The organism is Candidatus Sphingomonas colombiensis (assembly GCA_029202845.1).
GTDB lineage: Bacteria > Pseudomonadota > Alphaproteobacteria > Sphingomonadales > Sphingomonadaceae > Sphingomonas > Sphingomonas colombiensis.
Window position 1 is genome coordinate 2,243,281 of record CP119315.1, and the last position, 22,606, is coordinate 2,265,886.

20 protein-coding genes and 1 pseudogene are annotated in these 22,606 nt (G+C 65.4%); 9 read left to right on the plus strand and 12 right to left on the minus strand.

Annotated features, from left to right (window positions below; translation table 11 throughout):
- Positions 1 to 9 precede the first annotated feature (9 nt).
- From topA to plsY, 4 genes are read right to left on the minus strand one after another with little or no spacing between them, the layout of a single operon-like run.
- Complete coding sequence (topA, locus tag P0Y64_10805) at positions 10 to 2,559, minus strand: type I DNA topoisomerase (GenBank protein WEK41897.1); 2,550 nt, start codon at positions 2,557 to 2,559, stop codon at positions 10 to 12.
- Positions 2,560 to 2,619: 60 nt separating this feature from the next.
- Positions 2,620 to 2,970 carry a hypothetical protein gene (locus P0Y64_10810; GenBank protein WEK41898.1) on the minus strand — a complete coding sequence of 117 codons (351 nt, stop codon included), beginning with the start codon at positions 2,968 to 2,970 and terminating at the stop codon, positions 2,620 to 2,622.
- A gap of 16 nt (positions 2,971 to 2,986) precedes the next feature.
- Positions 2,987 to 4,057: a DNA-processing protein DprA gene (gene dprA / locus P0Y64_10815; GenBank protein WEK41899.1), complete on the minus strand. Its 1,071-nt coding sequence runs from the start codon at positions 4,055 to 4,057 to the stop codon at positions 2,987 to 2,989.
- Positions 4,054 to 4,653 carry a glycerol-3-phosphate 1-O-acyltransferase PlsY gene (gene plsY, locus P0Y64_10820; GenBank protein ID WEK45036.1) on the minus strand — a complete coding sequence of 200 codons (600 nt, stop codon included), beginning with the start codon at positions 4,651 to 4,653 and terminating at the stop codon, positions 4,054 to 4,056. Before plsY ends, dprA begins: the two co-directional genes overlap by 4 nt.
- A 206-nt stretch (positions 4,654 to 4,859) precedes the next feature.
- Between plsY and murI the strand changes: the two genes are divergently transcribed.
- Genes murI through hemA form a run of 3 tightly spaced genes read left to right on the plus strand, consistent with a single transcriptional unit; the run spans position 4,860 to position 8,585 of the window.
- A complete protein-coding gene (murI, locus tag P0Y64_10825) occupies positions 4,860 to 5,648 on the plus strand; it encodes a glutamate racemase (GenBank protein ID WEK41900.1) in 789 nt (262 codons plus the stop codon).
- A gap of 56 nt (positions 5,649 to 5,704) precedes the next feature.
- Positions 5,705 to 7,291 (plus strand): hypothetical protein, encoded by a 1,587-nt coding sequence (locus P0Y64_10830; protein WEK41901.1) that lies wholly within the window; start codon positions 5,705 to 5,707, stop codon positions 7,289 to 7,291.
- A gap of 49 nt (positions 7,292 to 7,340) precedes the next feature.
- On the plus strand, positions 7,341 to 8,585 hold the full coding sequence (hemA, locus tag P0Y64_10835) for a 5-aminolevulinate synthase (GenBank protein WEK41902.1): 1,245 nt from the start codon (positions 7,341 to 7,343) through the stop codon (positions 8,583 to 8,585).
- A 112-nt stretch (positions 8,586 to 8,697) separates the two neighbouring features.
- Here hemA and queG read toward each other — a convergent pair whose 3' ends face one another.
- Positions 8,698 to 9,741 (minus strand): tRNA epoxyqueuosine(34) reductase QueG, encoded by a 1,044-nt coding sequence (gene queG / locus P0Y64_10840; protein ID WEK41903.1) that lies wholly within the window; start codon positions 9,739 to 9,741, stop codon positions 8,698 to 8,700.
- A 117-nt stretch (positions 9,742 to 9,858) separates the two neighbouring features.
- Here queG and P0Y64_10845 point away from each other — a divergent pair, with 117 nt between their 5' ends.
- From P0Y64_10845 to P0Y64_10860, 4 genes are read left to right on the plus strand one after another with little or no spacing between them, the layout of a single operon-like run.
- Positions 9,859 to 10,776, plus strand: a complete 918-nt coding sequence (locus P0Y64_10845) for an ATP-binding cassette domain-containing protein (GenBank protein ID WEK41904.1) — start codon at positions 9,859 to 9,861, stop codon at positions 10,774 to 10,776.
- Complete coding sequence (locus P0Y64_10850) at positions 10,773 to 12,017, plus strand: ABC transporter permease (protein ID WEK41905.1); 1,245 nt, start codon at positions 10,773 to 10,775, stop codon at positions 12,015 to 12,017. Before P0Y64_10845 ends, P0Y64_10850 begins: the two co-directional genes overlap by 4 nt.
- Positions 12,018 to 12,067: 50 nt before the next feature.
- A complete protein-coding gene (locus P0Y64_10855) occupies positions 12,068 to 13,309 on the plus strand; it encodes a cytochrome P450 (GenBank protein ID WEK41906.1) in 1,242 nt (413 codons plus the stop codon).
- Positions 13,310 to 13,367: 58 nt separating this feature from the next.
- A complete protein-coding gene (locus P0Y64_10860) occupies positions 13,368 to 14,477 on the plus strand; it encodes a DUF3667 domain-containing protein (protein WEK41907.1) in 1,110 nt (369 codons plus the stop codon).
- Positions 14,478 to 14,545: 68 nt separating this feature from the next.
- Here the strand turns inward: P0Y64_10860 and ftsH are convergent.
- The 3 genes and pseudogenes from ftsH to tilS all read right to left on the minus strand — a co-directional run bounded on the left by ftsH (position 14,546) and on the right by tilS (position 17,435).
- A pseudogene (gene ftsH, locus P0Y64_10865) lies at positions 14,546 to 16,517 on the minus strand (ATP-dependent zinc metalloprotease FtsH).
- Positions 16,518 to 16,582: 65 nt separating this feature from the next.
- Positions 16,583 to 16,954 (minus strand): hypothetical protein, encoded by a 372-nt coding sequence (locus P0Y64_10870; GenBank protein ID WEK41908.1) that lies wholly within the window; start codon positions 16,952 to 16,954, stop codon positions 16,583 to 16,585.
- Between the two features lie 19 nt (positions 16,955 to 16,973).
- Positions 16,974 to 17,435, minus strand: coding sequence for a tRNA lysidine(34) synthetase TilS (tilS, locus tag P0Y64_10875; protein WEK41909.1), 462 nt, complete (start codon positions 17,433 to 17,435; stop codon positions 16,974 to 16,976).
- Between the two features lie 400 nt (positions 17,436 to 17,835).
- Between tilS and P0Y64_10880 the strand changes: the two genes are divergently transcribed.
- On the plus strand, positions 17,836 to 18,534 hold the full coding sequence (locus tag P0Y64_10880; GenBank protein ID WEK41910.1) for an alpha/beta fold hydrolase: 699 nt from the start codon (positions 17,836 to 17,838) through the stop codon (positions 18,532 to 18,534).
- A 54-nt stretch (positions 18,535 to 18,588) separates the two neighbouring features.
- Here P0Y64_10880 and ruvB read toward each other — a convergent pair whose 3' ends face one another.
- From ruvB to ruvA, 3 genes are all read right to left on the minus strand, one after another.
- The gene (gene ruvB / locus P0Y64_10885; GenBank protein WEK41911.1) at positions 18,589 to 19,611 is read right to left on the minus strand and encodes a Holliday junction branch migration DNA helicase RuvB; all 1,023 of its coding nucleotides are present in this window, start codon (positions 19,609 to 19,611) and stop codon (positions 18,589 to 18,591) included.
- Positions 19,612 to 19,722: 111 nt separating this feature from the next.
- Positions 19,723 to 20,022 carry an RcnB family protein gene (locus P0Y64_10890; protein ID WEK41912.1) on the minus strand — a complete coding sequence of 100 codons (300 nt, stop codon included), beginning with the start codon at positions 20,020 to 20,022 and terminating at the stop codon, positions 19,723 to 19,725.
- A gap of 456 nt (positions 20,023 to 20,478) precedes the next feature.
- The gene (gene ruvA / locus P0Y64_10895) at positions 20,479 to 21,081 is read right to left on the minus strand and encodes a Holliday junction branch migration protein RuvA (protein WEK41913.1); all 603 of its coding nucleotides are present in this window, start codon (positions 21,079 to 21,081) and stop codon (positions 20,479 to 20,481) included.
- Positions 21,082 to 21,278: 197 nt separating this feature from the next.
- On the opposite strand from ruvA, the gene P0Y64_10900 reads away from it, so the two are divergent.
- Positions 21,279 to 22,085, plus strand: a complete 807-nt coding sequence (locus tag P0Y64_10900) for a hypothetical protein (GenBank protein WEK41914.1) — start codon at positions 21,279 to 21,281, stop codon at positions 22,083 to 22,085.
- A 23-nt stretch (positions 22,086 to 22,108) separates the two neighbouring features.
- Here P0Y64_10900 and ruvC read toward each other — a convergent pair whose 3' ends face one another.
- Positions 22,109 to 22,597: a crossover junction endodeoxyribonuclease RuvC gene (gene ruvC, locus P0Y64_10905; protein WEK41915.1), complete on the minus strand. Its 489-nt coding sequence runs from the start codon at positions 22,595 to 22,597 to the stop codon at positions 22,109 to 22,111.
- Between the last annotated feature and the right edge of the window lie 9 nt (positions 22,598 to 22,606).

The window sequence follows — 22,606 nt, forward strand, 5'->3', positions numbered from 1 at the left end:
GATCGATCGTCAGGCCTTTGCCGCAGCCTTCTTCGCGGGCGCCTTCTTCGCCGCCGGCTTCTTTGCGGGAGCCGCCTTTTTCTTCGGTGCGGCTTTCTTCTTGCCCTTCGCCGGCATCGCGGCACGCGCGTCGATCAGTTGCGCGGCTTCTTCCAGCGTGAGCTGATCCGGCGCGATCGTCTTGGGCAGCGTCGCGTTGGTGGTGCCGTCGGTGACATAGGGGCCGTAGCGCCCCTCCATCAGCTTGATTTCCGCTTCGGTGCGCGGGTGCGCGCCGAGCACGCGTAGCGGCTCACGGCTACCGCGTTGCGCGCGACCGCCCCCCGCAGCGGCTTCCGCCAGCTTGACCACGGCAGCGTTCATGCCGGTTTCGAATACATCGGCGGTCGATTGCAGCCGCGCATATTTGCCGTCATGCGCGAGATACGGCCCATAGCGACCGATCGAGGCGGTGATCGGATGCCCGCTATCGGGATGGACGCCGACCGTGCGCGGCAGGCTGAGCAGCTTCAGCGCCCATTCCAGATTCATCTCGCCGATATCCTTGGGGATCGACGCGCGCTTGGCATCCTTGCCTTCGCCGAGCTGGATATAGGGGCCGAAACGACCGGCCTTGCGCTCCACCTCCAGCCCCGTTTCGGGATCGCGGCCTAGCGCCTCCGGCCCGGTGCTTTCGCCCTCGCTGCCGCCCGGCTGGGCGAAGCGACGAGTGTATTTGCATTCAGGATAATTGGAGCAGGCGATGAACGCGCCATAGCGGCCGCCGCGCAGCGCGAGCTTGCCGTCGCCACAATTCGGGCATTTGCGCGGATCGCCGCCATCCGCCTGTTCGGGGAACAGATAGGGCGCGAGGAACTGATCGAGCGCGGCGGTGATGTCCGACGGCTTCTGCTCCATCACCTCGGTCGTGCGCGGTTTGAAATCGCGCCAGAACGCCTCCAGCACCGCCTGCCATTGCGCGCGGCCGCCGGACACGTCGTCCAGCTCGTCTTCCAGCTCGGCGGTATAGTCATACCCCACGTAACGTTCGAAGAAGCGTTCGAGGAATGCCGTCACCAGTCGCCCGCTCTCCTCGGCGAAGAAGCGGTTCTTCTCGATGCGGACGTATGCGCGATCCTTCAGCGTCTGGATGATCGAGGCGTAAGTGGAAGGCCGGCCGATGCCGAGCTCCTCCATCCGCTTGACGAGCGAGGCTTCGGAGAAGCGCGGCGGCGGTTGGGTGAAATGCTGCTCCGCCTCGACGGCCTTTTTCGCCGGTGCATCGCCTTCGCGCATACGCGGCAGGCGGCGGGCGTCGTCGCCCTCCGCATCATCAACGCCTTCTTCGTAGAGCGCGAGATAGCCGGGGAACAGCACGACTTGGCCCGTCGCGCGCAGCACGTTGCGGCCGGTGCCGTCGGCCAGTTCGATCGTCGTGCGCTCCATCCGTGCCGAGGCCATCTGGCTGGCCAGCGCGCGCTTCCAGATCAGCTCATAGAGCCGCGCGTGATCGCCGCTGCCCGCACGGTCGCGGCCGAAATCGGTCGGGCGGATCGCCTCGTGCGCTTCCTGTGCGTTCTTCGCCTTGGTCTGATATTGGCGTGGTTTGTCAGGAACATAGCTCGCATCGTAGCGATCGGCGACCGCCTTGCGCGCGGCGGAGATGGCGGAGCCGTCCATCTGCACGCCATCGGTACGCATATAGGTGATCGCGCCATCTTCGTAGAGGCCCTGCGCGATCCGCATCGTATGGCTGGCGGAGAAGCCGAGCTTGCGCGCCGCCTCTTGCTGCAAGGTGGACGTGGTGAAGGGCGGCGGCGGGTTACGGGTCGCGGGCTTGGTCTCGACCGACTGGACGGCGAAGCGACCGGCCTCGACATCGGCCTTGGCGCGCTGCGCGGTGCCCTCATCGCCGATCGACAGACGATCGAGCTTCTTGCCTTCCCATTGGACGAGGCGAGCGGCGAAAGGCGTGCCGTCCTGTTCCATCGACGCGGTGACCGACCAATATTCCTGCGCCCGGAATGCCTCGATCTCGCGCTCGCGGCTGACGATCAGGCGCAGCGCAACCGATTGCACGCGCCCCGCGGACTTGGCGCCCGGCAGCTTGCGCCACAGCACCGGCGACAGCGTGAAGCCGACGAGATAATCCAGCGCGCGCCGCGCACGATAAGCGTCGATCAGATCGGTATCGAGTTCGCGCGGGGCCGCCATCGCCTGCGTCACGGCGGCCTTGGTGATCGCGTTGAAGGTTACGCGCTCCACCTGTTTCGGGAGTGCTTTGCGATTGCGCAGCACCTCCTGAACGTGCCACGAAATCGCCTCGCCCTCGCGATCAGGGTCAGTCGCGAGGATCAGTCGATCGGCCTTTTTCGCCTCGTCGGCGATCGCCTTCAACTGCTTGGCTTTGTCGGCGTAATTTTCCCATTCCATCGCGAAGCCGGCGTCAGGATCGACCGAGCCATCCTTCGGCGGCAGATCGCGGACATGGCCGTAGCTCGCGAGCACGCGATAATCGGCGCCGAGATATTTCTCGATGGTTTTCGCCTTGGCCGGCGATTCTACGATGACAAGCTGCATTGTGGCTTCGTTTTATCCTTCACACGTACGCGCGAGGGTGGAGAGGTGTCGGCGCGGCCGTCAAGAGCGTGGTGTGGCGCGGAAGGCCAGCAAAAAACCGATACCGAGCAAAAGATCGATCAGGCCGAAGGGCAGCAGTAAGGTTGGAGCGCGGCCCTGCGCATACAAGATCGCCACCGGCACCGCGAATACCAGCTTCTCTAGCACGGCGACCGGCATCAGCGCGCGATAGCGCATCGGATCGCCGCCGATGATCCAGAAAGCGAACTGAAAGGCGATGGCCGTGCCGACGAAACCATAGGCAACCGCCTCCGCGCCCGGCGGCGGTGTCTGGAGATATTGCGGGAGCAAAACGGCAAGGCCATAGATCGCTGCGCCGCGAAACCATCGAGAAACCCATGTCGGTGCCACCGCTTTTCTCCGCTGGTCAGGCCAGACTTACCCGGCCCCCGGCATGACGTTCAAGCCGCCCGGCCAGCTCCAGTTCCAGCAGCACCGTCTGCGTGATCGCGGGTGGATGGCCGGATTGGCGGATCAACTCGTCGATCGCGACGGGCACCGGGCCAAGCAGATCGGTGATCGCGCCGCGCGCGGCATCGTCGGCATCGGCGGGTGGCGCGCCCGTGAATGGCAGAGTGGGCGCGCGCACCGCACGGGCATCGATCGGGCGGATCTGTTCGAGCACGTCGGCGGCGGTCTGCACCAGGATCGCGCCTTCGCGGATCAGCAGATTGCAACCCTGCGCACGCGGATCGAGCGGACTGCCGGGAACGGCCATCACCTCGCGCCCGGCCTCGTTCGCCAGTCGCGCGGTGATCAGCGAGCCGGATTTGGGCGCAGCCTCCACCACTACCGTGCCGGCGGCGATCCCGGCGATGATACGGTTGCGATGCGGGAAGTGGCGCGCGCGCGGCTCGGTGCCGGGCGGCATCTCCGCGATCAGCAGCGCTTCCTGCGCGATCCGTTCCTGAAGCGCGGAGTTCTCGGGCGGATAGGCGACATCGATCCCGCCCGCGATCACCGCGATAGTGCGCGGGCCGGCGCCCATATGCGCTGCGGTGTCGATACCGCGCGCCAGGCCGGAGACGACCGCTGCGCCTTCGCCCCCGAGATCGTGGGCGAGCTGGCGGGCGAAGCGGCAGGCGGCGGCGGAGGCGTTGCGCGCGCCAACGATGGCGATGGTCGGGCGCTGTGCCAGCGCGATATCGCCGCGCACAACGATCGCCGGTGGAGCGTTTTCCAGCTCGGCGAGCAGCGGCGGATAATCCGCATCGCCCAGGAACAGGTATCGCGCGTCTAGTTCGGCGACCTGCTTCATCTCACGCTCGATCGCGCGGGGTTCTGGCGGGGAGGGCGCGCGGCCGCCACCACGTCGCGCAAGATCGGGCAGGGCGGCCAGCGCCCGCGTGGCATCGCCGCAACGCGCGATTAACTGGCGATAGGTGACGGGGCCGATGCCGGGCGTGCGGATCAGTCGCAGCCGATCGGTGTCACTCACGCGCCGCCGACCCTTGGTTCCGTTCCATCGAGCAGCCGGGCGATGTTCGCGCGGTGCTTCCACAATACGATCAGCGCCAGCGCGATCAGCAGCGGCACGATATCGAACCAGCCGAACGCCGCAGCCGCCACGGGCGCCGCGATCGCCGCCGCAATTCCCGCAAGCGACGAGACGCGCAGCAACGCGAGCAGCCCCAGCCACACCACGGCATAAACGAGGCCGAGCTGCCAGTGCAGTGCGAGCACGATGCCCATCAGTGTCGCCACTCCCTTGCCGCCGCGAAAAGCGAGCCAGATCGGATAGCAATGGCCGAAGAACGCGCCGGCGGCGGCGAGCGCCGCATTGCCGGGAAACAGCGCCTCGACGATCAGCACGGCGGCGGCGCCCTTGGCGAGATCGAGCAGCAAGGTCGCCGCCGCCAGGCCTTTGCGCCCGGTGCGCAGCACGTTGGTCGCGCCGATATTGCCCGAGCCGATCGTGCGCAGATCCCCGGCGCCGAACATCCGCGTCAGGATTACCCCGAACGGGATGGAGCCCAGCAGATAGCCGATCAGCAAGGCCGCGGCCGGCGCTACCCAGACGGTTTCAGTTTCCAGCTCTATATCCCCCAAATGACGGATGATGGCTTAAACCAAGCGCATTCCCAGCACCACTGACCTGTATCAAGTTTGGCCTATTCATTACGACCTGGAAACTGTCATGATGATGCGGTGATTATGCAAGGGCAACGGGCGATATTGCAGACAGCGGAGCGCCCCCACCACATTGTCGCGATCGGATTTGCCCCCTAAGGGCGCGATTCATGAGCGATACGCGGCCCATCCTGTTTTTCGATTCGGGTGTTGGCGGGTTGTCGATCGCGGCGCCGGCACGCGCGGCGGTCCCAAATGCGCGGTTCGTGTATGTCGCGGATTCGGCGGGCTTTCCTTATGGCACGAGGAGCGAGATCGAGATCGCGGCACGCGTGCCGGCGCTGCTCGGGCGGCTGGCGGAGCGTTATGATCCGCGCCTGATCGTGATCGCGTGCAACACCGCCTCGACGATCGCGCTGGCGGCGGTGCGGCAGGCGCTGGACCTGCCGATCGTCGGCACCGTACCCGCGATCAAGCCGGCGGCGGCAATGAGCGAAACGCGTTCGATCGGCGTGCTGGGCACCGAGGCGACAGTGCGTCAGGCCTATGTCGACGATCTTGCCGCGCGTTTCGCTGCTGACTGCCGGGTGATTCGTTATGGCTCGGCGGAGCTGGTGCAACTGGCCGAAGCCAAATTGCGCGGTGAGCCGACCGACCCGGCGCGCTATCGCGCGGTGCTTGCCGGGCTGTTCGATCAGCCGGGCGGGGAGAGGATCGACGTGATCGTCAACGCCTGCACCCATTTCCCGCTGGTCGCGGATGAGCTTGCCGCGGCCGCGCCACATGCGGTGCGCTTCGTCGATGGCGGCGCAGGAATCGCGCGGCGCATCGCCTATCTTACGCAAGGGCAGGATTTCGTGCGTGACGCGGAGGATGTCGCGGTGTTCACGGGCCCAGGCGGGGAAGTGCTGGCCCCTGCGCTGGCGCGTTACGGTTTCTCAAGGGTCGATCGACTCTGATCGCGCGGGAGCGCCTGCTTGTTCCGATCGCGTGGTTGCTCGCGATCGGGATAGCATTGGCGCAACCGATCGCGAGCGGCTTCGTGTTGGGCTTCGGCGATCGCGTCGATGCGATGATCGAGATCAGCCTGCTCGAACACTGGCGCAACGTGCTGATCCACGGCGCTGCGTGGAATGCGCCGCTGTACTTTTATCCGCACGCCGATGTGCTCGGCTATAACGACGGGTATCTGCTTTCCGGCCTGTTCTACACCGCCTGGCGAATCATCGCCGATCCGTTTCTCGCCGATACGCTGACCGCGGCGACCTGGAAGACGATCGGCTTTTTCGCGAGCTACGTGTTGGTCGCGCGGGTGCTGCGCTGGTGGCGGGGAACGGGGATTCTGGTCGCGGTGCTGTTCACCATCGCCAATGGCATGGGGGTGCAGGCGGTGCATGCGCAGCTTCAGACGGTGGCGCTGGTGCCGGTAACCTTCGCGCTCGCGATCGCGATGGCACGCGCGTCGCAACGGGGCGAAACCGCGCGCGCGTCGGGTCTCGCCGTCACGCTCGCGCTGCTGATCGCGGCGTGGCTGATCACCGCTTACTATATGGCGTGGTTCGCGATCTGGTTCGGCTGCCTGTTCGTGGCATGCTGGCTGTGGAGCCGGCGGTATGCGGGGATCGAGGGTGTCATCGAGGTTGTGCGCGGCCACCTTGTCCCGTTCACCGTCGGCGCGATCGGCTTCGCGATTGCGGCCATCCCGTTCCTGTCGGTCTATCTCCCCAAGGCGCGCGAAACCGGCGAGCATCATTATGCGGCGACGGTGGATTACCTCGTCACGCCGTTGATCGACATGGCGAATGTCGGAACCGGCAACCTCGTGTGGGGCTGGATGTGGCCAGCGCTCACGCCGAGCGATCCCGGACGGTTAGGGGGGGAGCACGTCACTGGCTTCCCGCTGCTGCTATTCGCGCTGACGGTGCTTGCTGCGTGGCGGGTGTTGCGGCGAAGCGACTCGTTTCCGCCGATGTTGCGGACCTACACATTGGCGGTCGTCATCGGATGGGCGCTGACACTGCAATTGTGGATATTTTCACCATGGGGGGTGGTTTTCCATCTCGTGCCCGGCGCGTCGGGATTGCGGGTGGTGCTGCGTTTCCAATTGTTCCTGATCCTGCCGGTGCTGCTGCTGGTCGCGGCGGTGTGGCGGGACAGGCTGTCTGCGCTGATCGCGGCGCGGCCGTGGCGCGGCGGGCTGATCGTGTTTGTGCTCGTAGCGGAACAGATCAACCTTGAGCCGGCTGCTGCCGCGCTCGATCGGCGGGAGCAGCGCGCGGCATTGTGGCCGATCCCGGTGCCGCCCGCAGTCTGTCGCAGCTTTTATGCAGTTGCGACGCGCATCGGCGAGCCAATCTTCCGCTCGGTGGAGAAGCACGATCAACTTGCCCATAATGTCGATGCGATGTTCCTGGCGGAGCGGTGGCGCGTGCCGACGGTCAACGGCTATGCGACATTTGTGCCACAGGATTGGGATTTCGCGGCGCCGCTCGCGGGCGATTATGAGCGGCGCGTGTTGCTCTATGCACGGATACACGATCTCCATGGGCTGTGCCGGCTGAATGTCCGCGATGCGCGGGCATGGACGATGATCGTTCCATAAGCGTATTTGTGCTGGCGCCCTTGCTGACAAGGAGGTAAGCGACCGAGGCATGAGCATCGAGGAAAGCGACGCGCGCCCAGTCGACTATTCGCGCGTTTTCAACCAGGCGATTGACCGGCTCCACGCCGAGGGCCGCTATCGCGTCTTCATCGACATCCTGCGGAACAAGGGCGCCTATCCCAATGCGCGCTGCTTCGCCGGGCATAACGGGCCGAAGCCGATCACGGTGTGGTGCTCGAACGACTATCTCGCGATGGGCCAGCATCCCAAGGTGATCGCCGCGATGGAAGAGGCGCTGCACGATGTCGGCGCGGGCTCCGGCGGTACGCGGAATATCGGCGGTAACACGCATTACCATGTCGATCTGGAAGCCGAACTGGCCGATTTGCACGGCAAGGAAGGCGCGCTGCTGTTCACCTCCGGCTATGTCTCGAACGAGGCGACGCTGGCGACAGTGGCGAAGGTGTTGCCCGGCTGCATCATCTTTTCGGACGAACTCAACCACGCCTCGATGATCGCTGGTATCCGCAATGCTGGCTGCGAGAAGCACGTCTTCCGTCACAATGATCTCGCGCATCTGGAGGAACTGCTCGCGGCGGCCGATCCCTCGCTGCCCAAGCTGATCGCGTTCGAGAGCGTCTATTCGATGGAGGGCGATGTCGCCCCGATCGCGGCGATCTGCGACCTTGCCGACAAATATAACGCGCTGACCTATCTCGACGAGGTTCATGCGGTCGGCATGTATGGTCCGCGCGGCGGCGGCATTTCCGAACGTGACGATGTGGCGCATCGGCTGACGATCATCGAGGGCACGCTGGGCAAGGCGTTCGGAGTGATGGGTGGCTATATCGCTGCCGACAAGGTGATCATCGACGTGATCCGCTCCTATGCGCCGGGGTTCATCTTCACCACGTCGCTGTCGCCGGTGCTGGTCGCCGGGGTGCTGGCGAGCGTGCGCCACCTGAAGCAATCGACCGCCGAGCGGGAGGGCCAGCAGGCCGCTGCCGCGAAATTGAAGGCGATGTTCACCGAAGCCGGTCTGCCGGTGATGATCGGCGAGACGCATATCGTGCCGCTGATGGTCGGCGATCCGGTGAAGGCGAAGAAGATCAGTGACGTGCTGCTCGCCGAATATGGCATCTACGTCCAGCCGATCAATTACCCGACCGTCCCGCGCGGCACCGAGCGGCTGCGCTTCACGCCCGGCCCGACGCATGACGAAACGATGATGCGCGACCTGACCGATGCGCTGGCCGAGATCTGGGATCGGCTGGAGATTCGCAAGGCGGCGTAAGGCTTGGGGCCGGGCTGGTCCCGGCCGCGTATCCGATGGCGTCGGAGAATCCCGCACAGGGTGGGGGTGCGTAACCGCCGCTCTGACTGTCCCAGCGTTCCCGGTATCGGCGTTATCGCGCCAGCCGCGCCATCGCCCATTGTGCCGCATCGCGCACCACCTCGTTCGGGTCCTCGAGCAACGGCGTGATGGCCGCCGTCAGCGCTGCATCGCCGCTGTTGCCGGCGGCAATCAGGCAGTTACGCATCATCCGATCCCGCCCGATCCGCTTGATCGGAGAGCCGGCGAACACCTGACGAAACCCGGTATCGTCGAGCGCGAGCAGATCGGCGAGATGCGGTGCGGTCAGTTCCGCGCGCGGAGCGAAGGCGAGGTTTGCGCGGGCGGCGCCGGCGAACTTGTTCCACGGGCAGGCGGCGAGGCAATCGTCGCAGCCATAGATGCGATTGCCGATCGGGCCGCGAAACTCCTCCGGGATCGGCCCGGCATGTTCGATCGTGAGATACGAGATGCAGCGCCGCGCATCGAGCCGATAGGGCGCGGGGAAGGCGTGGGTCGGGCATGCGCGCTGGCAGGCGTCGCACGAGCCGCAGGTATCGCGTCCGGCTTTGTCGGGCGTCAGTTCCAGCGTCGTGTAGATCGCGCCGAGGAACAGCCAGCTTCCGTCCATCCGGCTGACGAGATTGGTATGTTTGCCCTGCCAGCCGAGCCCGGCGGCCTCCGCCAGCGGCTTTTCCATGACCGGCGCGGTATCGACGAACACCTTCAGGTCGCCGCCCGCCTCCGCGACCAGCCAGCGGGCGAGCGCCTTCAGCGCCTTTTTCACTACATCGTGATAATCGCTGCCCTGCGCATAGACCGAGATTCGGCCGTGCGTCGCTTCATCCGCCAGCCGCATCGGATCTTCGCGCGGGGCATAGCTCATGCCGAGCGCGATCACGCTCTTCGCCTCGGGCCATAGCCCGGCAGGGCTCTCGCGATGATGCGCGCGCGCCTCCATCCACAGCATGTCGCCATGCGCACCCTCGGCGAGCCACGCGCGTAGCCGCTCCACGGTTTGCGGCGCGGCGTCCGCACGCGCGATGCCGCACGCCGCGAAGCCGAATTCGGCGGCTTTCAGCTTCAGTTGAGCTTCGAGAGAGTTGTTTACAGGCACCGGGTATAATTAGCACAAAGCGTTAAGGGGCTGATCCTAATTCCCGTAACCTCGGGCCTTGTCGAGCCGGTTCGGCGTTTCAGGGTGCGGCATGATCGGGCGAACGAAAGTGGAAGCGTGAGCGAAAATCCGGCGATCACCGCAAACGGCCTGGTCAAGCGTTTCGGGGGGCGGCGTGTGGTCGACGGCGTCGATCTCATTGTGCCGCGCGGCATGATCTATGGCGTGCTCGGCCCCAATGGCGCTGGCAAGACGACGACGCTGCGCACGCTGCTCGGCATTATCGAACCTGACGAGGGGAGCCGTACCCTGCTCGGGAACAGCCATCCACGCGATGTGAGCGATCTCGTCGGCTATCTGCCGGAGGAGCGCGGGCTCTATCCAACGATGAAGACGCAGGAGGCGATCGCCTTCATGGGCGCGCTGCGTGGCCTGCCATGGGCGGACGGACGCAAACGTGCGGCGGCGCTGCTTGAGGCGCACGGGCTAGGCCACGCGATCGACCAGAAGATTCGAAAACTTTCCAAGGGTATGGCCCAGCTCGTTCAGTTGCTGGGTTCGGTCGTGCACCAGCCCGAGCTGCTGGTGCTCGATGAACCTTTCTCCGGCCTCGATCCGGTAAATCAGGAGCGGCTGGAGGCGCTGATCCTCGCAGAGCGCGATCGCGGGGCGACGATCCTGTTTTCCACGCACGTAATGGCGCACGCGCAGCGGCTGTGCGATCGGCTGGCGATCATCGCGCGCGGCAAAAGGCGGTTCGAGGGGACAGTCGAGGAAGCGCGCGGGCTGCTGCCGCAACAGGTGCTTTACACCCCGCATTTCACGGACGCCGGGATCGGCGCGCTGTTGCCTCCAGATGCGGTGCGCGCTGGGGACGGGTGGCGTTTCGAAATGCCACGCGGCGGGATCGAGGAATTGCTGAAGCAGTTGATCGACAAAGGCCACGGCATTTCCGGCTTGTCGATCGAGCGGCCCGGATTGCATGAGGCTTTCGTGCGTATCGTCGGCGACGCGGATCTGGAGCAGGCGGCATGAGCGCGCTGCCTCGCGCCTTGCGCCAGACGCTGACTATCGCGCGGCGCGATTTCGTCGCGACCGTTTTCACGCCGATCTTTCTGTTGTTCCTGTTCGCGCCGGTGATCATGGGATCGTTCGGTGCGATTGGCGGGCTGGGGGCGCAGAATGTCTCCACCGGCTCTGCCGCCAAGACGCACCTCGTGGCGATCGCGGGATCGCGCGAGGCGGCGTTGTTGCGCGAGGCCGATGCGGCGTTGCGCCCGTTGTTTCCGCAAGACGCTCAGCCGCCGACGCTGGAAATCCGCGCGCCTTCCGGCGATCCGGGAGCGCAGGCCCGCGCTGCGCTTGCCACCCCTGATGTGGATATCTCGGCCGTGATGGTCGGGCCGCTCGGCCGGCCGAGCATCGTGCGTACTTCGGACGCGCGGCGCTGGGGCGAATATCTCGCCATGCTCGCAGACCATGCGACTCGCGTTGCGCGCGACCCGACACTGCGCTCGATACCGGAAATCAGCGTTGTCGGGCGTGAGCGGCCGAGCGCGCGAAATCGCGATGCCTCGGCCTTTTTCGCGGTGTTCGGGATATTCTTCCTGACCTTGTTCCTGTCGGGTCAGGTGGTCGGCACAATGGCGGAGGAGCGCAACAACAAGGTGATCGAGGTGCTGGCGGCCGCTGTGCCGCTTGAAAGCGTGTTTCTCGGTAAACTGCTCGGCATGTTCGGCGTCGCGGCGCTGTTTGTCACCTTCTGGGGGCTGGTGCTGAGCCAGATTAGCGCGTTGCTGCCGGGGGGCGGCCTGACGAACATGGCCCCCGCCGTCGGAATGGGGACGTTCGCGATCCTGTTCATCGCCTATTTCGCGATGGCCTATCTTCTGCTCGGTTCGGTATTCCTCGGCGTCGGTGCGCAGGCATCCACGATGCGCGAGATACAGATGCTGTCGCTGCCGATCACGATCATACAGATCGGGATGTTTGCTTTGTCCACCGCCGCGGTTTCGCATCCTGGATCGTGGCTGGCGAGGCTGGCGGAAGTATTCCCGCTTTCATCCCCCTTTGCCATGGCGGGGCGCGCGGTGAACGCGCCGGAATTATGGCCGCACCTGCTGGCCTTGGGGTGGCAGGCGCTGTGGGTGGCGATCTTCATCATGGTCGGCGCACGGCTGTTCCGGCGCGGGGTGCTTCAGTCTGGCAGCCCGGCCGGCGCGTGGCGCAAGCTGTTCAATCGCGCCGAGCGCGCGGCCGATCGCGCCGGCTATTGACATTCGTGTCAGCTAGAGGTTTCCTCCTCCCAAAGAACTAGGAGAGAACCATGGCCACGCTGGCGAAAAACGTGAGCGATATCGCGGCAGTCGATCCGCTCGATGTCAGCCGCGCGGAGCTTTACCGCGACGATACGTGGCATAAGCCCTTCGCGGAATTGCGGGCGACAGCGCCAGTCCACAAGGTCGAGCATTCGGAATACGGGCCGTATTGGTCGGTCTCCACCTACAAACCGATCGTTGAGGTCGAGTCGCTGCCCGATCTCTATTCGTCGGAGGTGGGCGGGATCACGCTGGCGGACTTCATCGAGAACTCCGACGTGAAGATGCCGATGTTCATCGCACGCGATCGCCCGGTGCATACCGGCCAGCGCCGCACCGTTTCTCCCGCCTTCACGCCATCGGAAATGACGCGGATGTCCGCCGACATCCGTCGCCGCACCGAGGAGGTGCTGGATAGCCTGCCGTGGGGCGAATCCTTCGATTGGGTCGATACGGTTTCGATCGAACTGACCACGCAGATGCTGGCGATCCTGTTCGACTTCCCCTGGGAGGATCGCCGCAAGCTAACGTTCTGGTCCGATTGGGCGGGCGATATCGAGATCGTCAAAAACGAGGAACTGCGCCAGCAGCGGCTCCAGCACATGTATGAATGCGGCGCCTATTTCCAGAATCTGTGGAATCAGAAGGCCGGCAAGCCGCAGACGCCCGATCTGATCAGTATGATGATCCATTCGGACGCGATGAGCCACATGGATCATTTCGAATTTATCGGGAATCTGATCCTGCTGATCGTCGGCGGGAACGATACGACGCGGAACACCATGTCCGGGCTTGCCTTTGGCCTCGATAAATTCCCGGACGAACGTGCCAAGCTGGAGGCCGATCCCTCGCTGATTCCCAATGCGGTAAGCGAAGTGATCCGCTGGCAGACACCGCTCGCGCATATGCGCCGGACGGCGACCGCCGATACCGAATTGATGGGGCAGCAGATCAAGGCGGGCGACAAGCTCGCGCTCTGGTACATCTCCGCCAATCGCGACGAAACGGTGTTCGGCGCGGATGCGGACAAGCTGGTGGTCGATCGCGCCAATGCGCGGCGGCATCTGGCGTTCGGGCATGGCATCCACCGCTGCGTTGGCGCGCGGCTGGCCGAATTGCAGGTCGGCATCTTGCTGGAAGAGATGGCCAAGCGTCGGATGCGCGTGAACGTGACCGGTGAAATCGAGCGCGTCTCTGCGTGCTTCGTTCACGGCTATCGCAAGATTCCGGTCGAGCTGAGCCGCTACTGAGGCCCTTTGCCAACCCGTTCGGCGGACGGTATTTGCCGTTTGCCAGCGGGGGATGAGCATGACGGGAATCGAGGCGGGGGCGGATCTAGCCACCGGGGCATTGCTGGCTCGCGCGGTGGAGCCAGGAGCGGGCGGCCATCCGGGCGCCGATGGCCATGGCGAAGGGCAATGCCTCAATTGCGGAACGAGCCTGATCGGCACGCATTGCCATGCCTGCGGGCAGGCGGGGCACGTCCATCGCACGATAAGCGCCATCGGCCACGAAATCGCGCATGGCGTGTTCCATTTCGACGGCAAGATCTGGCGAACTCTGCCGATGCTGCTGTTCCATCCGGGCGATCTCACCCGGCGCTACATCGAGGGCGAACGTGCGCGCTTCGTGTCGCCGCTGGCGATCTTCCTGTTCTCGATCTTCCTGATGTTTGCTGTGATCGGCAACCTGTCGGGTTGGCATTTCGGCAATCCTGATTTCCTGAAACCCGGTGTGAGCGGTGGGATGGCGCAGGCGCGGATCAAGCTCGACGAGGAGCGTAAGCGCGCCATCGTTGTCGCGGATAGCGCGCGGGCGCGGCTTGCGAAGGAGCAGCGCAAGACAGATCCGGATAGCGAGGATGTTGCCAAGTTCCAGCAACGTATCGCGAAAGCGGATGATGCGGTGCGGGCGATCACCACCGCGGAGCGCGCGCTGCCGATACCGACGACCTTCGACGTAGAGGGCGCACCACCCTCGTCAGACAGCAACTGGCTGGAGGCGAAATTCCGCCACGCGCGCGAAAACCCGGAACTGGTGCTCTACAAGCTGAAGAACACCGCATACAAATACAGCTGGGCGCTGATCCCGATTTCGCTGCCGTTCCTGTGGCTGCTGTTTCCGTTCAGTCGCCGCTACGGCATGTACGATCACGCCGTCTTCACCACTTATTCGCTGACCTTCATGACCTTGCTCACGATCGCGCTGGCATTGCTGGGTGCGGTCGGTGTGCCGGAATGGCAGCTATGGACGGCCGCCGGAATCATTCCGCCGATCCATATCTACAAACAGCTGAAAGGCACCTATCGGCTGGGTCGGGCGAGTGGGCTGGTTCGTACCATTTTGTTGTGCGGGATGATCCTGTGCGGGATCGTGCCGGTCTTCGCGATGCTGCTGATCTTCATGGGCCTCGCATAACGCGCAAAAAGAAACCCCGGCGGGAGGGCCGGGGTTTCGGAAGTCAGCGGGCTTTCCCCCTCAATCGGTTACACCCCGGCCGGCGACGGGGTTCCGAATGGCCCGGATGGGCGCCGGGTCTTGGGGATCGAAGTGCCGGCGGCACGCACCGTCGTCGCCTTCGGACCGTTGTCGATACGGCCGATTTCCTCGCCGGCAATAAGCTTCTTGATCTCGTCGCCGGTCAGCGTCTCATATTCGAGCAGCGCGCCGGCCAGCGCGTGAAGCTGGTCGATATGCTCGCTCAGCACATGCTTGGCGCGGACCAGGCCGCCCTCGACGATCGTGCGAATCTCGTCGTCGATCAGCTGCTGCGTCTGGTTGGACATGCGCGCCGGCTGTGAGGATGAATAACCGAGGAAGCTTTCGCCCTCCGGCTGCGAGTATTCGACCGGGCCGACCTTATCCGACATGCCCCATTTGGTGACCATGTCACGCGCGAGACCGGTCGCATACTGGATGTCGCCAGACGCGCCGGACGATACCTTGTCGTAGCCGAAGATCACTTCCTCGGCGACGCGGCCGCCCATGGCGACAGCGAGGTTCGCGTACATCTTGTCGCGGTGATAGCTGTACGAATCGCGTTCCGGCAGGCGCATCACCATGCCCAGCGCGCGGCCGCGCGGGATGATTGTCGCCTTATGGATCGGATCGGACGCGGGCTCGTGGAGCGCGACGATGGCGTGGCCGGCCTCATGATAGGCGGTCATGCGCTTTTCGTCTTCGGTCATCACCATGGAGCGCCGCTCGGCGCCCATCATGACCTTGTCCTTCGCTTCCTCGAACTCGGCCATCGCTACCAGCCGCTTGCTTTTGCGTGCGGCCATCAGCGCGGCCTCGTTGACAAGGTTCGCGAGATCGGCGCCCGAGAAGCCCGGCGTGCCGCGCGCTATGACGCGGGCGTCGACATCGGGGGCGAGCGGCACCTTCTTCATGTGGACTTCGAGGATCTTGATGCGGCCCTCGATATCCGGGCGGGGGACGACGACCTGACGATCGAAACGACCCGGACGCAACAGCGCGGGATCTAGCACATCGGGCCGGTTGGTCGCGGCGATGATGATGATGCCCTCGTTCGCCTCGAACCCATCCATCTCGACAAGTAGCTGATTCAGCGTCTGTTCGCGCTCGTCATTGCCATTGCCGAGGCCGGCGCCGCGATGGCGGCCGACCGCGTCGATTTCGTCGATGAAGACGATGCAGGGCGCGGATTTCTTGGCCTGTTCGAACATGTCGCGGACACGGCTCGCGCCAACACCGACGAACATCTCCACGAAATCGGAACCACTGATCGTAAAGAACGGCACACCCGCCTCACCCGCGATCGCGCGAGCAAGCAGCGTCTTGCCAGTGCCGGGCGAGCCGACCAGCAGTGCGCCCTTGGGAATTTTGCCGCCAAGCCGGGCGAACTTCGTCGGATCCTTCAGGAACTCGACGATTTCCTCCAGTTCTTCGCGTGCTTCGTCGATGCCCGCGACGTCATCGAAGGTGACCTTGCCTTCCTTCTGCGTCAGCATCCGGGCGCGGCTCTTGCCGAAGCCCATCGCGCCGCCCGCGCCGCCGCCCTTTTGCATCTGGCGCATGACAAGGAACGCGATGCCGAGGAACAGCATGAACGGCAGCGCCTGCACCAGCACATATTGCCAGATCGACGGCCCATCTTCCGGCTTACCCGAAATCGCGATGTTCGCCTTGCGCAAGCGATCGGTCAGCTGCGGATCGCTGACCGGATAGGCGCGGAACTTCTCGCCGGACTTGAAGGTGCCGGTGATCAGATCGCGACTGACGTTCACGTCCTTCACGGTGCCCTCGATCGACCTTGTCGAGGAAGGTCGAATAGGCGATCGTGCTGCCCTGAGCCGCCGGCGTCTTGCTGTCGAACATCGTGACGACGAGCGCCAGGGCGAGCAGAATGCCGACCCAGATCAGCAGGCTCTTCATCCACGGATTCGGGCCACCGCCATTATTGTCGGGGCCGGGCTGCTTGTCCTTGTCGATCATGCACTACCTTTCGCAACCGCCCCAATGTAGGCGACGGGAGGTTAATGGCAATGGAACAACGCCTATCAGAGTGATCGACGCGGTGGTGCTTTGTCGATTGTCCACGAATCGCCGCGTGGCGAGATCATCACGCCGCTTTGCGTGGCGCGCGCGCCGGCCTCGAGCGAATCGAGCAACGGCTCGATATTCGTTGCCTCGCTCCACGCCGGCGCAGTGATCGCGTGACGCGCGCGAGTCTCGGTGATCGCGCGGCGGGCGAGGCGGCGACGCAGTTCGCGCGGGAGGCCGCCGACATCGCGCAGGATCGCGCCGTCGCCGCTCGCACGCTCGGCCCACAGGCGATCCACAGCATAAGCGAACGCGGCTTCGGCCTCGGCCAGCGCGGCGGCTGATTGCGCCAGCGCGAGCGGATCGAGCGCGGGCACGTCTGCGAGCAACGCGCGGATTCGCGTACGGTCATGGCGCGGATCGGCGTTGCTGGGATCGTCGACGAACGGCGCGCCGGCGTTGACCGCAACCTCGCCGCAACGCCGCGCGTCGCCAGCCGAGCAGCGGGCGCAGCACGGGGAAGCCCGCAATCGTCCGTACGCGCGCGCGCATGCCGGAAAGGCCCGCGACGCCAGAGCCGCGCGCGGCGCGCATCAGGAAGGTTTCCGCCTGATCGTCGGCATGATGCGCGGTCAGGATCGCGCCCGCCCCCTGTGCGCGCGCCCAGCGGGCGAGCAGGGCATAGCGCGCCTCCCGCGCCTGCGCCTGAATGCTGGCGCCCGCCGATCGGCGCTTCGGGCGCGAGGATCGAATGGCGGTACGCCGAGTGCTGCGCAATGCGCCGCGACCGCCGCCGATTCGTCGGTCGCTGGCGGCGCGGAGGCGGTGATCGACCGTCGCAGCGACGATCTGGTCCGGGCATCGCGGCATGCGCGAGGACTAGCAGCGCCATACTGTCCGGCCCGCCTGACACCGCGATCGCGAGCCGATCGCTCGCTGGCAGCAAGCGTGCGAGATCGGCGCGAAATCGATCGATGACGGCGGCAGGCGGTCGCATGCCTGCCAGCTATCAGAGCGCGGGGCCGTGGGCCATGCGGCAATGGGGGAGAGGCCCTGCGTATGCCCCCCGTTCGATTGCGCAGGTTTGCGCTATCGACGCCGGAGAAGCGGGCATGCAATTGTCGCCGGCATGAGCAAATGCGCAGTGCATCCTGCCGCCGGGCAAAGCGGCATCTGTTGTGCCAACGGCATAGACATCAATTATCGCCGAACAGGCGGCGGCGGCGCTCCGCTTGTTGCCTTGCACGGACTGATCGGAAGCGGCGCATGCTTGTCGCCACTGGCACGCGCGCTGGACGGTGCCTTCGATGTGGTTCTGCCTGATGCCCGCGGGCATGGCGGGTCCAGCGCCCCTGACAAGGGCTATCTGTATGATGATCTTGCCGGCGACGTCGTCGGGCTGATTGCGGCGCTGGCGTTGGACGCGCCGATATTGCTCGGCCACTCGATGGGAGGGATGACCGCTGCGGTTGTTGCCGCCGGGCTCGGATCGGCCACGAAGGCCCTGGTTCTCATCGAGCCCACGTTCATCAGCCCGACGTGGCAGCGCGAGGTGTTCAAAAGCGACGTCGCGGCAGAACATCGGCAATCGCTCCGCTCGACACGGCAAGACCTGCTCGTCGAGGCGCGTGTCAGGAACCCGAATCGTTCGCCGGAGATTGTCGGGCATCTGGTCGATGCACGGCTTCAGACCAGCGTGAACGCCTTCGAGGTGCTTACCCCGCCGAATCCGGATTGGCGCAAGCTGATCACGGACATAGCTGTGCCGATGCTGCTTGTGCTTGGTGATCGCGGGATCGTCTCGATTGAAACCGCGCGCGAGTTGGGCGATCTCAATCCATTGCTGCGTTACGAGCTGATTTCTGAAGCCGGGCACGGTCTGCCATATGACGAGCCCGAGCAATTGGGCGCGGTCGTCTCAGCATTTCTGGCGGAGGTGACGGCAGTTGAAAGTGGCGTCACCCGCTAAACGAGGGCCTATTCTTTCGCTGGGAATCTGCGCGCTATTCTGGGGCGTGGCGGTTCAGTCGAACAGGCCGTCTTGCCCTTCCGCCGGCGGGTTCAGTCCGAGGTGTTTCCAGCCGCCCGCGTTGAGCATGCGGCCGCGCGCGGTGCGTGCGACGAGGCCGAGCTGGATCAGATAGGGCTCGATCACTTCCTCGATCGTGTCGCGCGGCTCTGACAGGCCGGCGGCGAGCGTTTCCACCCCCACCGGGCCGCCGCGATAAATGTCTGCGATCATCGTGAGGTAGCGGCGATCCATCGCATCGAGGCCGAGGTTGTCGACCTCCAGCCGGTTGAGCGCGCGATCGGCGGCGGCGGCGTCGACCTCGATCGTGCCCGCGACATTGGCGAAGTCGCGCACCCGGCGCAGCAGCCGGCCGGCGATGCGCGGGGTGCCGCGCGCGCGTCGTGCGATCTCCGCCGCGCCGTCGCGCGCGATATGTAGATCAAGCAGCCGCGCGGCGCGCGAGACGACATGCTCCAGCTCATCGATCGTGTAGAATTGCAACCTGACCGGGATGCCGAAACGGTCGCGCAACGGGGTGGTGAGCAACCCCTGCCGCGTCGTCGCGCCGACCAGCGTGAAGCGCGGCAGATCGATCCTGACCGAGCGCGCTGATGGGCCTTCGCCGATCATCAGATCGAGCGCGCGATCCTCCATTGCGGGATAGAGCACTTCCTCCACGGCGGGCTGGAGGCGATGGATCTCGTCGATGAACAGCACGTCGCCGTCCTCGAGATTGGTGAGCAGCGCCGCGAGATCGCCCGACTTGGCGATCACCGGGCCGGATGTGGCGCGGAAGCCCACGCCCATCTCCCGTGCCACGATTTGCGCCAGTGTCGTTTTGCCGAGGCCGGGCGGCCCGAACAGCAATACATGATCGAGCGCGTCGCCACGCCCCTTCGCGGCCTGGATGAACACGCGCAGATTCTCGCGCGCCGCCTTCTGCCCGACGAATTCGTCGAGCGTTTTCGGGCGCAGCGCGGCGTCCACATCCTCCGGCCGGCGGGCGGCGGTCAGCAGGCGATCGGCATCGGTCATCGCCGGGACATAAACAGAACGCGCGCGGCGGGGGAAGCGAAATCGGGTGCCGGATTCCGGTGGATGGCGGGGAAGGGGAGCAGCCGCCACGACTGCTCCCGCATCATCATCCTAGTAGAACGCGCCGTAGATGACGTCGGCGATCCGACCGCTGCGGACGTTCACCAACAGCAAATCCGGCCCGTAGCGCACCCAGCGATAGCCATGCGGGGGCGGCCCGAAACCATAAGCGGCGTAGTCGTTGAAATAATAGCTCGCCGAGAGAAACAGGCGCGGCAACAATAAGCCGGTCGTCCAGCGGCGATAGTGATACCCACGCGGATAGCGGAATGGCTGCGCGTGGATCGGGCGGAAATTCGGTGGCCGGTGCCCGATATTGTGTGGCGGACGTGTTACCGGAGGTCGGATCACGGGCGGGCGCTGGCCGTTGCCCGGGCCGGGATTCGGCGGCCGGGTGATCGGCGGCCGCTGACCATTGCCGGGGCCCGGATTTGGCGGGCGCGTGATGGGTGGGCGCCCACCATTGCCGGGGCCTGGGTTGGGCGGCCGTACAACGGGCGGTCGCTGCCCCTGACCGGGGTTTGGCGGCCGTTGTCCGGCGCCAGGACCGCCCGGGCGTCCGGGCTGTCCGGCACCGGGCCTGGCCTGAGGCGCGGGCCGCGCGTTATCTTGCGCGATGGCGATTTCGGGAACCAGCAGCAGGCTGGCAGATATGAGGGGAAGCCACTTCATCGGCACTCTCCTGTTGAGCGCGCGGATGCTATCTGGGGTCGGGCCTCGCTGCAAGCGAACCAGCCCCGTTCGGCCGCGATCGCACGAAAATCATTCCGGGGATGCAACCGTTATGGCTTGATCCATGGCCCGGCGTCAGCGCGCCGCCTTGCGCAGCGCGAGGCGGACGAGCGCGTCGAGCGTGGTGCCGGTGCCGAGTTCCTCCTCCGCGGAGGCGACCGCCGCGCTCGCCTCCGCCGGGCGGAAACCCAGGTTGAGCAGGGCCGACACCGCATCCGCGCCCGCGCCGTTCGCCGCCGGAGCGGCGCCCGCGGCCGCCCCCGAGCCGAGCACGATGCCGCCGGCCTTGTCCTTCAACTCGCGCACGATACGCTCGGCGAGCTTGGGCCCGACACCATTGGCGCGCGCGACCATCGCCTTGTCCTGCGCCGCGATCGCCCGTGACAGGTCCGCCGGCTCCAGCGCGGAGAGGATCGCCAGCGCGACCCTTGCGCCAACACCCTGCACCCCGGTCAGCAGCCGGAACCAGTCCCGCTCATCGGCGCGCGCGAAGCCGACGAGGCGGATGAAATCATCGCCCACCAGCATTTCGGTGAACAATACGCAGGCTTCGCCCACCGGGCCGATCGCGGCAAGCGTGCGTGATGATGCGCCGACGAGATAGCCGACCCCGCCGACGTCGATCACGGCATGATCGATGGCGGTTTCTTCCAACCGGCCCTTGAGGTGCGCGATCATCGAGCGGTGCCGGGCAGGGAAGGGGGAAGGTGTCGCATGTCTGGCACATAACCGGAACGCGGAGGCGGCGGAAGCGGGTTTGATCCCGCGCTTCCGCAGTCGAATGAAAATCACATCGACCTCGCGCGATCCGTCAGGCCCGGTTCACATTTTTTGCGATAATAGAGATGCAGACAGGCTTAGATAAGGTTCGTCCCATGGCTGTTAACTGGCGTACGTGGACGTTGCGGATGATCACCGGCGTAGTTGCGACAGCAAGCCCGATCGCCGCCGCATCTGCCCAAAACTATCCCCCGCCGCCGCCTTCGCCGGATTATCCGCCGCCGTCTGGTGGACAATATGGCCAGCCGGGCGGCCAATATGGTCAGCCCGACGGGCAATATCCGCAGTCACCCAATTATCCCCAGGCACCGGATTATCAGCAGCAGGGCGGATATGACGCCGGGCCCCCTCCGGGCTATGACGGTTCGCAGCCGCCGCCGCCGCCTCCGGGTTATCAGGCGGACCCGGCTTATGCCGCACAGCCCGATCAGGATCGCCAGTATGAGGCCTATGCCGAGGATTGGGCGCAGCGCTATTGCGTGCGGGCAAACAACAATACTGGCGCGGGCGCCGTAATTGGCGGCCTGCTCGGCGCGTTGGTCGGATCGAGCGTTGCCGGTCGGCATGATCGCGGCGCCGGCGTAATCGTCGGCGGGATCGCAGGCGCCGCTGGTGGCGCGGCTGTCGGCAGCGCGAGCAGCAACGCGACCAGCCCCGGCTGCCCGCCGGGATATGTGGTGCGCGGTAGCGCTCCCGCCTTCTATTATGAAGGCTATGGCCAGCCTTATTATTATGCTGCGCCGGGCTGGTATCGCCCGTGGGTGTTCGTCGATCGGCGCTGGGTTTACCGGCCCTATCCATACCACAATTGGTATTACCGCAATCATGGTTACGGCCGCCCCGGCTATGGCTATCGCGGCGGCTATCGTGGCGGACGCGGATATCGGCCCCGCCCGTATTGAGCTGAACGCGGCGGGGGTCGGCCCTAGCTGATTCCCGCCCGCCGGCTCGCAAGATGATGCGCATGGGTGATCGCCACGGCGAGCGCATCGGCGGCGTCCGCGCCGGCGATCTTGATACCCGGCAGCAGGCGGCCGACCATCGCATGTACCTGCGCCTTATCGGCATTGCCGACGCCGACCACCGCTTTCTTGACCAGACGCGCGGCATATTCACCGGGCTCAATCCCGGCGCGCGCCACCGCCAGCAGCACCACGCCGCGCGCCTGCCCGAGCTTCAGCGTCGATTGCGGATTGGCGTTGACGAACACCTCCTCCACCGCCGCCGCCTGTGGCGCATGATCAACGATCAGCGCGGCGAGCATCGAATCGAGGTGCGCGAGCCGTCGCGCGAGCGGCTCGGCCGCGTCCGTCTTGAACCGGCCGTTGGCGAGATGCGACAGCCGGTTGCCCTCGGCCCGGATCACGCCCCAGCCGGTCGTGCCGAGGCCGGGATCGAGACCGAGGATAATCATGGGGCTGTC

What these genes read in the sequence shown, in the direction of transcription:
- ruvA (WEK41913.1), bottom strand. Translation starts at nt 21,081, where the DNA reads ATGATCGCGCACCTCAAGGGCCGGTTGGAAGAAACCGCCATCGATCAT.
- P0Y64_10860 (WEK41907.1), top strand. Translation starts at nt 13,368, where the DNA reads ATGACGGGAATCGAGGCGGGGGCGGATCTAGCCACCGGGGCATTGCTG.
- hemA (WEK41902.1), top strand. Translation starts at nt 7,341, where the DNA reads ATGAGCATCGAGGAAAGCGACGCGCGCCCAGTCGACTATTCGCGCGTT.
- P0Y64_10900 (WEK41914.1), top strand. Translation starts at nt 21,279, where the DNA reads ATGGCTGTTAACTGGCGTACGTGGACGTTGCGGATGATCACCGGCGTA.
- murI (WEK41900.1), top strand. Translation starts at nt 4,860, where the DNA reads ATGAGCGATACGCGGCCCATCCTGTTTTTCGATTCGGGTGTTGGCGGG.
- P0Y64_10855 (WEK41906.1), top strand. Translation starts at nt 12,068, where the DNA reads ATGGCCACGCTGGCGAAAAACGTGAGCGATATCGCGGCAGTCGATCCG.
- tilS (WEK41909.1), bottom strand. Translation starts at nt 17,435, where the DNA reads ATGCCGCGATGCCCGGACCAGATCGTCGCTGCGACGGTCGATCACCGC.
- topA (WEK41897.1), bottom strand. Translation starts at nt 2,559, where the DNA reads ATGCAGCTTGTCATCGTAGAATCGCCGGCCAAGGCGAAAACCATCGAG.
- ruvB (WEK41911.1), bottom strand. Translation starts at nt 19,611, where the DNA reads ATGACCGATGCCGATCGCCTGCTGACCGCCGCCCGCCGGCCGGAGGAT.
- P0Y64_10850 (WEK41905.1), top strand. Translation starts at nt 10,773, where the DNA reads ATGAGCGCGCTGCCTCGCGCCTTGCGCCAGACGCTGACTATCGCGCGG.
- ruvC (WEK41915.1), bottom strand. Translation starts at nt 22,597, where the DNA reads ATGATTATCCTCGGTCTCGATCCCGGCCTCGGCACGACCGGCTGGGGC.